Genomic DNA, 12,341 nt, shown 5'->3' on the forward strand with positions numbered 1-12,341 from the left:
GGCAGGGATCATGAGCGTTCAGACCACCGACTATACCGTCTCCGAAATCCGCTCACCGGCGAGCTTCATCACCAGCCGCGTCTTCATCTATGGCGCGCTTGTGTTCTGGGCCTTCATCTGCCTCTTTCCGATCTACTGGACGATCACGACCTCGTTCAAGTCGGCGGTAGACGTGACCCAGGGGCATCTGATCCCCTTCGTCGACTTCCAGCCGGACTGGAAGGGCTGGCGATCGCTTGGCCTGTCGCCGGATTCGATCTTCCAGACGTCGACCGTCCGCGACGAATTCTTCAAGCGCTTCATGAATTCGGTCATCACTTCGGTCGGCGCGTCGAGCCTCGCCATCGTCATCGGCAGCCTCGCCGCCTACGGCCTCACGCGCTACCGCTATCACTTCGCCTGGTTCAAGAACGAGGACATTTCCTTCTTCTTCCTGTCGCAGCTCATCCTGCCGCCGGTCGTGCTCGCACTGCCGTTCCTGGTGCTTTACCGCGAAGTCGGACTGCTCGACACGCGCATCGGGCTGATCCTGCTCTACACGCTGATGGTGCTGCCGATCGTCATCTGGATCATGCGCGACCAGTTCAATTCCATCCCGGTCGAGCTCGAGGAAGCGGCTCTCGTCGACGGGTTGTCGATCTGGGGCGCGTTCTTTCGCATCGTCATGCCGATCGCCCTGCCCGGCATGGTCGCGGCTTTCATCCTGGCGATGGTGCTGTGCTGGAACGAGTATTTCTTCGCCGCCCTTTTGACCTCGACCGACGCCAAGACAATTCCGGTCATGGTGGCGAGCCAGACCGGTTCGCAAGGCATCAACTGGTGGTCGATGGCAGCGCTTGCCACGGCGGCAATCGCGCCCTTGGCCGTCATCGGCATCGCGCTGGAGCGCTACCTGATCATGGGTATGACCGCGGGAGCGGTGAAATAGGCGGCGCCGTCCTTACCTTCTCCACAAGGGAGAAGGAGAACCGCGCTAGCCCCTCAGGATCGTGCGCAGGTGATCCATGATCATGGCAACGCCCTCTGCTCCGAGCGCAGCCGAGGCATCCGGAGCGCTGGCCGTATACCAGCTCGTATTGTCGGCGAAATGGCCGGCATCGACAGCCTCAGGGCATAGCGCCAGCATCAGCGAGGTCTCGCCGATGCCGGCATGATCGAACGGGTACTTGCCGTTCATCTCGGCCGGCATCAGCGGATGCACCTGCACCCAGTTGAAAAAATTGCTGCCCTCGGCATGCTCGGCATAGTAGGCGGCCATCGCCTCGGAGCCCCACCAGCCTTCACCTCGTTCCTTCTCAAGGAAGCGGAAGATCGCCTGACGTCCGGCGGCCTTGAAGGCGAGATCGGTCGGCATGCCGGCGGCGAAATTCTCGGTCTGGTGGTGGATTATGGCGTGGATGTTGCGAAAACCGATGCGCAGCAGGCTGTAGAACAGTTCCTCCGCGAAGGGCGCCAGTTGATTGCCGCCAACCTGCACCGAGCCTGTGCCCTCCGGCGGCGCCACGGCGTAGCTCGCCGCGCCGTAGTAGAAGGGCGGCAGGATGACGATCTCCCGCTCCTTCTCAAACAGCTCCAGCGTCTTGACGACCGCCAGCGTGTCCATGCCGACCGCCATGTGCTCGCCATGGTATTCGAGCACGCCGAGCGGCAGGGCGATCGGCCAGTTCTGGGCGATCGCCTTGCGGATCTGGTGCGGCAGCATCAACTCGTAGCGCATCGCACTACTCCATATTGGTGTGACGGGCCCGCATCGCCTCCGGCGAGGCCGCGGTCAGACCCCTGAGTTTCAGCACCATGACCTCGAACAGCAGGAACAGCGCGCCTTCGAACACCGATCCCATCGGCAGGACCGATGTTTTTTGCGGACCCTGGTCGTCGGCCATGGTCTGCGCCGGCACGAGCAGCGTGAAGTCGGCCAAGCGCGCTGCACTGCCGCCGGGCTGAGCGGTCAGAAGCAGAACCGTCGCGCCGGCCTGGCGCGCCACCTGCATCAGGGTTAGCACGGTCGCGGTTTCTCCAGGCCCGGAACTGACCAGGAAGACATCGCCCTGCGCCACGGGCGGCGTGGTCATGTCACCGACCACCGACACCGGCAGGCCCAGATGATGGAGCCGCATGGCGAAGCCCTTGACCTGCAAGGCCTCGCGGCCGCAGCCGTAGACGACGATCTGCCGTGCTCCTGCAAGCATCTCGCAGGCGGCATCGATCCGGCCGTCGTCGACGCGCGCCAGCACAGTGCCGAGCTCGTCCAGAGCGGTCCTGAACATCTGCGAGCCCCCATCGCTCACGACGGTGCCGTCCAACGATCCGAGGTCGAAGAAGAGTGGAAATTCCCGGTCACGTCTCTCCCCGAACAGCTTGTTTTTATTCATGCTATCACCGCCAAAATCCGTGTCCAACGCCCCTGCGCGCTTTTGCTGTGCCACGAGCGTGATAGTGTCATGTCAGACAAATCAATGAGGCAAACGGCAGGATATGAAGACACGGCATTTCGACCGCATCGGCAATGGCGGCATCAGCTTCACCGAACTCGGCTTCGGCACGGCGCCGCTCGGCAACCTCTACCGCGCGGTCTCCGACGAGGACGCCAATGCGACGCTGGAGGCTGCATGGGCGACCGGCTGCCGCTATTACGACACCGCGCCGCTCTATGGGCTTGGCTTGTCGGAGACGCGGCTCAACCCCTTCCTGCGCGGCAAGAAGCGCGACGACTACGTGCTGTCGAGCAAGGTCGGCCGCATCATGCGCGCCTGTCCGCCGCAAGAGCGCACCGGCATCGGCAAGTTCTTCGACACGCCGTCGCGCAAGGAGGTCTACGACTACAGCTATGACGGCGTGATGCGCTCCTTCGAAGCGTCCCTGGAACGGCTCGGCGTCGACCGCATCGACATTCTGTTCGTGCACGACGTCGACATCTTCACCCATGGCAGCAAGGAAGCGTCCGACCAGCGCATAGAGGAGTTTATGCGCTCCGGCTATTACGGGCTGCTTGCCTTGCGCGACCAGGGCGTCATCAAGGCCTTCGGTGGCGGCATCAACGAATGGCAGGTTGCCCAGACATTGGCCGAGCGCGGTGATTTCGATCTGTTCCTGCTCGCCGGCCGCTATACGCTGCTCGAGCAGGAGGCGCTGACATCCTTCCTGCCGCTCTGCCAGAAGCGCGGCATCGGCATCGTTTTGGGCGGCCCCTACAATTCCGGAATCCTGGCCACGGGGCCGAAGCCGGGTGCCTTCTACAACTACACCGAAGCGCCGCGGGACGTGCTCGACCGGGTGGCGCGCATCGAGGCGGTCTGCCGACGGCATGACGTGCGCTTGATCGAAGCAGCGCTGCAGTTCCCGTTGCTGCATCCGTCCGTCGTGTCGGTGATCCCCGGTGGCCAGCGGCCAAGCGAGGTCGAAAGCAATCGGTCACTGCTCGATGCGAGACTGCCGGCGGCACTCTGGGCCGACCTGAAGAAGGACGGCCTGATGCGGGCGGACGCGCCGACCGGGTAGCTCGCAATCACGAACCTATCGACCAGTAGGAGCGCAAAAGAAAAGCCGGGGCTTGCCCGGCTTTTCTGATATTTTGAAATTTAAAAAAGGCGCTTAATTGACGGCGTCCTTGAGACCCTTGCCGGCCGAGAACTTCGGCACGGTGCGCGCCGGGATCTTTACTTCGGCGCCGGTCTGAGGGTTGCGGCCGGTCGAGGCTGCGCGCTTTGACACGGTGAAATTGCCAAAGCCGACAAGCCGGACATCGCCGCCCTTCTTCAGTTCGCCGGTGATGACGGAGAATACCGCATCGACAGCCGACTGCGCGTCACCCTTCGAAATGCTCGCGGCGTCGGCAACAGCGGACACCAGTTCGTTCTTGTTCATAAAAATTCCCTTCCATGAGAACACCGGAACTCACGACTCATCCGGCAGGAAACGGACTTTAGAAAGAAGCGCTCGCGCAACCAAGTCGAAAAGCCGGGAAAGAATGGAAAAAAGCCCGGAATTCCGGGGTTTTTCACATGAAAAAGCCGGGCGCGAGGCCCGGCTTTCTGTTTGTGCGCTGCAACTTTAGCAAGAACTAATGCGCAAGCGACTTTCCGGCGTCATCCGCAGTGTCCGTCGCGGCAGGAGGATTGACCGGTTCGACCCATTCGATTGGCTCCGGCATACGCACCAACGCGTGGCGCAACGCCTCGCCGACCCGCGAGACCGGGATGATTTCCATACCGTTCTTCACGTTGTCAGGAATATCCGCCAGATCCTTGGCGTTGTCTTCCGGGATCAGCACTTTCTTGATGCCGCCGCGCAGTGCGGCAAGCAACTTCTCCTTCAGACCGCCGATCGGCAGCACCCTGCCGCGCAGCGTGATCTCGCCGGTCATGGCGACATCGGCCCTGACCGGAATGCCGGTCAGCACGGAGACGATCGCGGTCGCCATCGCCACACCGGCCGACGGCCCATCCTTGGGCGTGGCACCCTCCGGCACGTGGACGTGGATGTCGCGCTTGTCGAACAGCGGCGGCTCGATGCCGAAATCGAGAGCGCGCGAGCGGACATAGGAGGCCGCCGCCGAAATCGATTCCTTCATCACGTCGCGCAGATTGCCGGTCACCGTCATGCGGCCCTTGCCGGGCATCATGACGCCTTCGACCGTCAGCAGCTCGCCGCCGACTTCCGTCCAGGCAAGTCCGGTGATGACGCCGACCTGGTCGTCTGCCTCGACCTGACCGAAGCGGAAGCGCGGAACACCGAGATAATCGGCGAGATTGTCCGCCGTGATGTTCACAGTCTTCTTCTTCGTCTTCAGGATCTCGGTCACCGCCTTGCGCCCGAGCTTCATCAGCTCGCGCTCCAGGCTCCTGACGCCCGCTTCACGGGTGTAGGTCTGGATGATGGCGCGGATCGCGTCCTCACTGACGGAGAACTCCTTCGGCTGCAGCGCGTGATCGCGCACCACCTTCGGCAGCAAATGCCGCTTGGCGATCTCGATCTTCTCGTCCTCGGTGTAGCCGGCGATACGGATGATTTCCATGCGGTCCATCAAGGGCGCAGGGATGTTCAGCGTGTTCGCCGTCGTCACGAACATCACACTCGACAGGTCGTACTCGACCTCCAGATAGTGGTCCATGAACGTCGAGTTCTGCTCGGGGTCGAGCACCTCCAGCAAAGCCGACGACGGATCGCCGCGGAAATCCTGGCCCATCTTGTCGATCTCGTCGAGCAGGAAGAGCGGATTGGATTTCTTCGCCTTCTTCATCGACTGGATGACCTTGCCGGGCATCGAGCCGATATAGGTGCGCCGGTGGCCGCGGATCTCGGCCTCGTCACGCACGCCGCCCAGCGCCATGCGGATGAACTCGCGGCCGGTCGCCTTGGCGATCGACTTGCCGAGCGAGGTCTTGCCGACGCCGGGAGGGCCGACGAGGCACAGGATGGGCCCCTTGAGCTTCTTCTGGCGGCTTTGCACGGCGAGATACTCGACGATACGGTCCTTGACCTTGTCGAGACCGAAATGGTCGGTGTCGAGCACGTTCTGCGCGAACGCCAGGTCCTGCTTGACCTTGGAGTTCTTGCCCCACGGAATCGACAGGATCCAGTCGAGATAATTACGCACCACGGTGGATTCCGCCGACATAGGCGACATCGTCCTCAGCTTCTTCAATTCGGCTTCCGCCTTTTCGCGAGCCTCCTTGGAGAGCTTGGTCTTCTTGATGCGGGCCTCGATCTCGGCGGCCTCGTCGCGGCCATCCTCGCCTTCGCCGAGCTCCTTCTGGATCGCCTTCATCTGCTCGTTGAGGTAGTATTCGCGCTGCGTCTTCTCCATCTGGCGCTTGACGCGCGAGCGGATGCGCTTCTCCACCTGCAGGACGGAGATTTCGGCCTCCATGAAGCCCATCGCCTTTTCCAGCCGCTCCTTGACCGAGAGCGTGGCCAGCATCTCCTGCTTTTCGGGGATCTTGATGGCGAGGTGCGAAGCGACCGTGTCGGCGAGCTTGGAATAGTCGTCGATCTGGCTGGCGGCACCAACCACCTCGGGCGAGATCTTCTTGTTGAGCTTGACGTAGTTCTCGAAGTCGGTGACGACCGAACGAGCCAGCGCCTCGACCTCAACCTCTTCCTCTTCCGGCTCGACCAGCGCGGTGGCGCGGGCCTCATGGAAGTCGGGACGGTCGGTGAAGGCGGTGATTTTCGCGCGCGAGGCGCCTTCGACCAGCACCTTGACGGTGCCGTCGGGCAGCTTCAGCAATTGCAGCACGTTGGCGAGCGTGCCGATATCAAAGATGGCATCGGGCTCCGGATCGTCATCGGCGGCATTCATCTGGGTGGCGAGCAGGATCTGCTTTTCCTGACCCATCACCTCTTCCAGCGCCTTGATCGACTTTTCACGCCCGACAAAGAGCGGAACGATCATGTGCGGGAACACCACGATGTCGCGCAGTGGGAGGACTGCGAAGACGCCGTCGCTGGGAGCCTTGGTTATTTTGGCCATTGTCCAACCTTTCATGTCGCGGCCGCCAATCGGCCAACCGCGAATCTTATATTAACGACCGGGGATCGTTCCGCCTACCACCGTTGTGACGGGAGTTTTACAGCACAGAAATCGGGCACCTCGGCCTTCTCGTGTTAGGTGGATGCAGGAGGGCCAAAGATCAAGAGTTAACATCGCCGGCGTTCCATTCCCTCGCGAAGGTCGCATGCCTCTCATGGCAAAACGGCGCCCCGAGGGCGCCGTTCCACAAAAATATGGGTTCAAGTGGCATGTCAGGCGCTGACATTGCCCTTCTTTTCCTTCTGTTCGGAATAGATGTAGAGCGGCCGGGCACTGCCGGTCACCACTTCTTCCGAAATCACCACTTCGCGCACGCCTTCGAGCGCCGGCAGTTCGAACATGGTGTCGAGCAGGATCGCTTCCATGATGGAGCGCAGGCCACGCGCGCCGGTCTTGCGCTCGATGGCGCGCTTGGCGATTGCAGACAATGCGTTCTCGTGGAAGGTCAGGTCGACATTCTCCATCTCGAACAGCCGCTGGTATTGCTTGACCAGTGCGTTCTTCGGTTCGGTCAGGATCTGGATCAGCGCCGGCTCGTCGAGGTCTTCCAGCGTCGCCAGGACCGGCAGACGGCCGACAAACTCGGGGATGAGGCCGAACTTCAAGAGATCTTCCGGCTCCACAAGGCGGAAGACATCGCCGGTGCGGCGATCCTCGGGCGATGCCACGGTGGCGCCGAACCCGATCGAGGTCTTGCGGCCACGATCCGATATGATCTTGTCCAGCCCGGCGAAGGCGCCACCGCAGATGAACAGGATGTTGGCGGTGTCGACCTGCAGGAACTCCTGTTGTGGATGTTTCCTGCCGCCCTGTGGCGGTACCGAGGCGACAGTGCCTTCCATGATCTTCAACAGCGCCTGCTGCACGCCCTCGCCCGACACGTCGCGGGTGATGGAGGGGTTATCGGACTTGCGCGAGATCTTGTCGATCTCGTCGATGTAGACGATGCCGCGCTGGGCGCGTTCGACATTGTAGTCGGCCGACTGCAACAGCTTCAGGATGATGTTCTCGACGTCCTCGCCGACATAGCCGGCCTCGGTCAGCGTCGTGGCATCGGCCATGGTGAAGGGCACGTCGATGATGCGGGCCAGCGTCTGCGCCAGCAGCGTCTTGCCGCAACCGGTCGGGCCGATCAACAGGATGTTGGACTTGGCCAGTTCGACATCGTTGTTCTTGCCGGCATGGGCGAGGCGCTTGTAGTGATTGTGGACGGCCACCGAAAGCACGCGCTTGGCGTACGGCTGGCCGATAACGTAGTCGTCGAGAACCTTGAGGATCTCCTGCGGGGTCGGCACACCCTCGCGCGACTTCACCATCGAGGTCTTGTTCTCCTCGCGGATGATGTCCATGCACAGCTCGACGCATTCGTCGCAGATGAAGACCGTCGGGCCGGCGATCAGCTTGCGCACCTCATGCTGGCTTTTGCCGCAAAACGAGCAATAAAGCGTGTTCTTGGAATCGCCGCTGTTGTTGCCGACTTTGCTCATTTTCATGTCCTTTCATGGCCGCCCGCCGATGGTCTGGCTGAAAGGGCGCATACTCTATTTATCGCGGGAATCCGCCGCCGCCAGTATCCCGGCTCCCGCAACGTATTCCGTACGAAACACAAATCAGAAAACGTGGCAATGATTCGCAGCAACCCCACACAAAGCTAAGCCGTCGAAAATCAACATAGCCTTAACGTAGGCAATCCCGATCGTCGAGGGAACAGCCAATTGTGGCCGAAATGCCGCAAGACGCGCCAAAAGCGCGTGATGCCGCCATCCAACTGCCAATATGCCGTTATGCCAGCGCCCCTTCGGCCGCTTCGCGCGACGAAATGACCTTGTCGATCAGGCCGAAGTCCTTGGCCTCGTCCGCGGTCATGAAATGGTCACGGTCAAGCGTCTTTTCAATCTCGTCGTAGCTCTTGCCGGTGTGCTTGACGTACACCTCGTTGAGGCGGCGCTTCAGTTTAATGATGTCCTGGGCATGACGCTCGATGTCGGACGCCTGGCCCTGGAAGCCGCCGGACGGCTGGTGAACCATGATGCGGGCGTTCGGCGTGGCGAAGCGCATGTCCTTGTGGCCGGCGGTCAGGAGCAGCGAGCCCATGGAGGCCGCCTGGCCGATGCACAGCGTCGACACGGCCGGCTTGATGAATTGCATGGTGTCGTAGATGGCCATGCCCGAGGTGACGACGCCACCGGGCGAATTGATGTAGAGGTTGATTTCCTTCTTCGGATTCTCGGCTTCCAGGAACAGAAGCTGCGCGCAGACCAGCGTCGCCATGCCGTCCTCGACCGGACCGGTGATGAAAATGATGCGCTCTTTGAGGAGGCGCGAGAAAATGTCGTAGGCCCGCTCGCCGCGATTGGTCTGTTCGACCACCATCGGAACGAGGTTCATGTAGGTTTCGACGGGGTTCTTCATTCGTTATCTCTTGTCTCGCGGTGGGATTCCGGCGCCGGACATGCTGGCAACTCGGGCAGAATCGGTTCGGGATCGTTATTGTGTAAATAGGATGCCGGCTCATCCTTGTGCAAGGCCGACCCCTCCTAGCCATCTGGGTAAGTCGAATCAAGCTTTCCAGGCGAGATTCGCAACGGCGGGCGCTTCCGCCGGCTCGCGACGGCACCTGCGGCCTGACAGGTAGCAGTTTCTTAACCGCGTCACTTAACGAATGCGCCGAACCCGCTTTTCTCGCGGACCGCTTCCCCTACAATTCAACGTTGAACTTGTGTCCGCGGTTCAACAGGGGGAACGTTATGTCCAGGAAAACCGCATGCTTCGCCATGGCCGGGCTGACCATGCTCGGCTCGATTTCGCAGACGGCGGCCGGCGGCCGCGCCGTCGAATGCTATGAGCCGGTCCAAACGCCTGATGTCTATGACACCGTGTACGAGGACGTGATGATCAGTCCGCCCAGCCAGCAGGTCGATTATGAAGCGCCGATCTACGGCACGCGCGAGCGCGTGGTGATGACGGTTCCGGCACAGGTGACCTATGAGGTGGTGCCCGCAATCACCCGCACCGTCTACCACACAGTCAAGGTCGACGATGGCGGCTATTCCTGGGAATGGCGCGTCATCCACGGCCGCAAGGTGCTGTGCAAGGTCCGGCACGGGGCGCGCTATGAACGCGTCGCCGAAACGGTGGTGATCCGGCCGGAGCGCACGAGGCGCACCGTCATCCCGGCGCAATATGACAGGATCGCCGAGGAGGTGCTGGTGCGACCGGAGCAAAGGCGCGTCGTCGACATTCCCGCCGCCTACCAGACCGTCGCGCGGCGCGTGCTGGTGCGCGAAGGCTCATCCGGCTGGCGGCGCGTGCATATTCCCAGGCATTGCCAGGACTGAATTCAGGCGATTTCGGCTCGCAACCAACGTTTCAGGCCGGCAATATCGCCATCATCGACAGCCGCCGCCACGCGCCGGCCGACCGCCGCGCCGAACTTGTAGCCATGGCCCGAGCAGGCCGAGACGATCAGGCATTTGCCCGTCTCATGCGCCAGGAATTTCTCATCGTCCGTGAATGTATAGGCGCAGGTGACCACTTCGGTCACCTCATACTCCTCGATGCGGGCGATCGGCGGCGAAAACAGGTTGCGAATCGCCTCGCCCTCGCCCGGCACCGGCTGCCGGTTCCAGTCGGCGTCGCTGGTCGGCACCCTGTGCAGGCCTGAACCGAACTTCATGCCGGCACCTCGGGTCAGCGGGATCATGTAACCGTCGGTCTTGCCACCTACATCGAGGACCACGGGCGCAACTTCCCAGACGGCCTTGAGGTCCGCCGGCGGTTCGACATAGGCGAGCGCGGTTCGGTACGTCTTCAGTTCGCCGCCGAGTTCGGGGAACAGTTTCAGCACCCAGGCGCCCGCAGCGACGACGATGCGGTCGGCCTGCATCGTCTCGCCGGACGCGAGCACGATATGCCCTGCCTCGGAGTCGACCGCCGTCACCTTGCTGTTCCCGTAGACGTTGGCGCCGTTGGCGCGCAGCCACTTGGCCAGGCCGGACGCGATCTTGCGGCAATGCAGCGCGCCGCCTTCCGGCGAAAAATAGGCGTAGCGGAACGAGCCCGGCTCCAGGAAAGGCCAGCGTTCGACCGCGGCATCAGGTTCCAGCAGGTCGAACGGATAGTTTCCCTCCTCCAGCCCTTCCCGGTATTCCTCGGCTTCGTCGCCCGGCTCGCGCGAGACGCAGAGGAAGCCCCTGGAATCGAGATGGTTCTCGCCGAGGTCGGCCCACATCTCGTCCCAGGCTTCATAGGCCTCGCCGATCAGCCGGCCGTAGCCGGTCCCGGCCCGGTAGGCACGGCGAATGATGCGGTGATGGTCGCCGGATGCCGCCAACGGATTGGGGATCGGCCCCTGCTCGACGATGGAAACGCTATGGCCAGCCTTGACCAGCGACCATGCGGTGGAGAGACCGGCGATGCCCGCGCCGACAACGATCACATTCATCAAATCAGACTTTCCGCAGCCGTTGCGGCTGGCTCAACGCATTGGATTGCGGCCGCCAACATACGGTCTGGAACCAGGCTGGCAAGCCGCGCTATTGGTCTGGCATGACCAAATCGACGCCATCCTACCTCGCCTTTGATCCAGCGACCCGTCACCTGAGGCTTGACCCGCACGAGTGGGCTTTCTTCCAGGATCCGTACGAGGCCTACACGTTCCTGCACGATGCATCGAATGCCTTTTTCTGGGAAGAATTCGGATTCTGGTGCTTTGGCGGCTTCGACGACGTCAACAAGCTGTTGCGCGACCGCCGCTTCGGCCGCCAGAACCCGGCGGGCATTCCCGACAGTCGTGGCATCGGCCGGGATAGAACACATCTCAAGGCATTCGACGGCATCGAAGCCAATTCCATGCTGGAACTGGAGCCGCCGGTACACACGCAGCTTCGAACACTGGTCAACCGCGCCTTCGTGTCGCGCCAGGTCGAGCGGCTGCGGCCGCGCGTGGAGGCACTCGCCAACGAACTGATCGATCGTTTCGAGCCGGGCAAGCAAGTCGACCTGCTGCCCGCCTTCGCTTCTCCCCTGCCCATCACCATCATTGCCGAGATGCTCGGCGTGCCGGTCGAAATGGGACCGCAACTGCTCGACTGGTCACATCGAATGGTCGCCATGTACGTGCATGGCCGCACTCGCGAGATCGAGGAGACGGCCAATCGCGCGGCGCAGGATTTCGCCGATTTCCTGCGCGGCACCATCGCCGAACGGCGCAAAAATCCCGGCGACGACCTGCTGTCGCTGCTGATCTCGGCGCAGGAGGACGGCCAAAAATTGTCGGAAGACGAAATGGTGTCCTCGGCGATCCTGCTGCTCAATGCCGGCCACGAAGCGACCGTGCACCAGACCGGCAATGCGGTGCGCTCGATTTTGGCGCAAGGTGGCGACCCGCGCCGTTTCTTCACCTCAGCCGAGGCGACAGCGGCCGCTGTCGAGGAATGCCTGCGCTTCGACGCGCCGTTGCACATGTTCACCCGCTACGCCTACCAGGAGATCGAAATCGCTCCCGGGATCGTCGTGCAGCCCGGCCAGACGATCGGTCTGCTGCTTGGCATGGCCAACCATGACCCTCATGCCTTTGCCGAGCCGCGGGCCTTCCGGCCGGGTCGTGTCGACCAGAAGAACGTGTCGTTCGGCGCCGGCATCCATTTCTGCATCGGCGCGCCCCTGGCCAGGCTCGAATTGCAGGTGTCGCTGAAAACATTGTTCGAGCGGCACCCAAAGCTTCGTCTTGCCGAAAGCCCAAGCTTCCGCGACACGTATCACTTCCACGGGCTGGAAGCGCTCACCGTCGGCTTCTGAAGGAGCGCAG

General features: G+C 62.1%; 11 protein-coding genes. 4 read left to right on the forward strand and 7 right to left on the reverse strand.

The genetic code is table 11. The features are described from left to right. The first annotated feature begins 10 nt into the window (after nucleotides 1-10). The gene (locus tag LB545_RS23530) at nucleotides 11-928 is read left to right on the forward strand and encodes a carbohydrate ABC transporter permease (RefSeq protein ID WP_140515758.1); all 918 of its coding nucleotides are present in this window, start codon (nucleotides 11-13) and stop codon (nucleotides 926-928) included. A gap of 45 nt (nucleotides 929-973) precedes the next feature. Here the strand turns inward: LB545_RS23530 and LB545_RS23535 are convergent, their stop codons facing one another. Continuing rightward, nucleotides 974-1,717, reverse strand: a complete 744-nt coding sequence (locus LB545_RS23535) for a creatininase family protein (protein WP_140515756.1) — start codon at nucleotides 1,715-1,717, stop codon at nucleotides 974-976. A gap of 4 nt (nucleotides 1,718-1,721) precedes the next feature. Continuing rightward, on the reverse strand, nucleotides 1,722-2,267 hold the full coding sequence (locus LB545_RS23540) for an SIS domain-containing protein (RefSeq protein ID WP_140515824.1): 546 nt from the start codon (nucleotides 2,265-2,267) through the stop codon (nucleotides 1,722-1,724). Nucleotides 2,268-2,475: 208 nt separating this feature from the next. Here LB545_RS23540 and LB545_RS23545 point away from each other — a divergent pair, with 208 nt between their 5' ends. After that, the gene (locus LB545_RS23545; protein ID WP_140515754.1) at nucleotides 2,476-3,498 is read left to right on the forward strand and encodes an aldo/keto reductase; all 1,023 of its coding nucleotides are present in this window, start codon (nucleotides 2,476-2,478) and stop codon (nucleotides 3,496-3,498) included. A gap of 93 nt (nucleotides 3,499-3,591) precedes the next feature. On the opposite strand, the gene LB545_RS23550 is transcribed toward LB545_RS23545, so the two are convergent. From LB545_RS23550 to clpP, 4 genes are all read right to left on the reverse strand, one after another. After that, nucleotides 3,592-3,864, reverse strand: coding sequence for an HU family DNA-binding protein (locus tag LB545_RS23550; RefSeq protein WP_006201846.1), 273 nt, complete (start codon nucleotides 3,862-3,864; stop codon nucleotides 3,592-3,594). Nucleotides 3,865-4,060: 196 nt separating this feature from the next. Continuing rightward, complete coding sequence (lon, locus tag LB545_RS23555) at nucleotides 4,061-6,472, reverse strand: endopeptidase La (protein WP_140493937.1); 2,412 nt, start codon at nucleotides 6,470-6,472, stop codon at nucleotides 4,061-4,063. Between the two features lie 272 nt (nucleotides 6,473-6,744). After that, nucleotides 6,745-8,019: an ATP-dependent Clp protease ATP-binding subunit ClpX gene (clpX, locus tag LB545_RS23560; RefSeq protein WP_140493939.1), complete on the reverse strand. Its 1,275-nt coding sequence runs from the start codon at nucleotides 8,017-8,019 to the stop codon at nucleotides 6,745-6,747. Nucleotides 8,020-8,314: 295 nt separating this feature from the next. Further along, nucleotides 8,315-8,944 carry an ATP-dependent Clp endopeptidase proteolytic subunit ClpP gene (gene clpP / locus LB545_RS23565; RefSeq protein WP_027028064.1) on the reverse strand — a complete coding sequence of 210 codons (630 nt, stop codon included), beginning with the start codon at nucleotides 8,942-8,944 and terminating at the stop codon, nucleotides 8,315-8,317. A 335-nt stretch (nucleotides 8,945-9,279) separates the two neighbouring features. On the opposite strand from clpP, the gene LB545_RS23570 reads away from it, so the two are divergent. After that, nucleotides 9,280-9,870, forward strand: coding sequence for a hypothetical protein (locus LB545_RS23570; protein ID WP_140670015.1), 591 nt, complete (start codon nucleotides 9,280-9,282; stop codon nucleotides 9,868-9,870). 2 nt (nucleotides 9,871-9,872) lie between these two features. Here the strand turns inward: LB545_RS23570 and LB545_RS23575 are convergent, their stop codons facing one another. Next, nucleotides 9,873-10,976 (reverse strand): NAD(P)/FAD-dependent oxidoreductase, encoded by a 1,104-nt coding sequence (locus LB545_RS23575; RefSeq protein ID WP_224705927.1) that lies wholly within the window; start codon nucleotides 10,974-10,976, stop codon nucleotides 9,873-9,875. Between the two features lie 104 nt (nucleotides 10,977-11,080). Here LB545_RS23575 and LB545_RS23580 point away from each other — a divergent pair, with 104 nt between their 5' ends. Beyond that, nucleotides 11,081-12,331 carry a cytochrome P450 gene (locus tag LB545_RS23580; RefSeq protein WP_224705928.1) on the forward strand — a complete coding sequence of 417 codons (1,251 nt, stop codon included), beginning with the start codon at nucleotides 11,081-11,083 and terminating at the stop codon, nucleotides 12,329-12,331. The last annotated feature ends 10 nt before the right edge of the window (nucleotides 12,332-12,341 follow it).

Origin of the sequence: Mesorhizobium sp. BR1-1-6, assembly GCF_020165355.1 — a bacterium.
GTDB lineage: Bacteria > Pseudomonadota > Alphaproteobacteria > Rhizobiales > Rhizobiaceae > Mesorhizobium.

Excerpts from the sequence above, each read along its gene's own strand:
- LB545_RS23545 (WP_140515754.1), top strand. The coding sequence starts at position 2,476 with ATGAAGACACGGCATTTCGACCGCATCGGCAATGGCGGCATCAGCTTC.
- clpX (WP_140493939.1), bottom strand. The coding sequence starts at position 8,019 with ATGAGCAAAGTCGGCAACAACAGCGGCGATTCCAAGAACACGCTTTAT.
- LB545_RS23550 (WP_006201846.1), bottom strand. The coding sequence starts at position 3,864 with ATGAACAAGAACGAACTGGTGTCCGCTGTTGCCGACGCCGCGAGCATT.
- LB545_RS23540 (WP_140515824.1), bottom strand. The coding sequence starts at position 2,267 with ATGTTCAGGACCGCTCTGGACGAGCTCGGCACTGTGCTGGCGCGCGTC.
- LB545_RS23580 (WP_224705928.1), top strand. The coding sequence starts at position 11,081 with ATGACCAAATCGACGCCATCCTACCTCGCCTTTGATCCAGCGACCCGT.
- LB545_RS23575 (WP_224705927.1), bottom strand. The coding sequence starts at position 10,976 with ATGAATGTGATCGTTGTCGGCGCGGGCATCGCCGGTCTCTCCACCGCA.
- clpP (WP_027028064.1), bottom strand. The coding sequence starts at position 8,944 with ATGAAGAACCCCGTCGAAACCTACATGAACCTCGTTCCGATGGTGGTC.
- lon (WP_140493937.1), bottom strand. The coding sequence starts at position 6,472 with ATGGCCAAAATAACCAAGGCTCCCAGCGACGGCGTCTTCGCAGTCCTC.
- LB545_RS23530 (WP_140515758.1), top strand. The coding sequence starts at position 11 with ATGAGCGTTCAGACCACCGACTATACCGTCTCCGAAATCCGCTCACCG.
- LB545_RS23570 (WP_140670015.1), top strand. The coding sequence starts at position 9,280 with ATGTCCAGGAAAACCGCATGCTTCGCCATGGCCGGGCTGACCATGCTC.
- LB545_RS23535 (WP_140515756.1), bottom strand. The coding sequence starts at position 1,717 with ATGCGCTACGAGTTGATGCTGCCGCACCAGATCCGCAAGGCGATCGCC.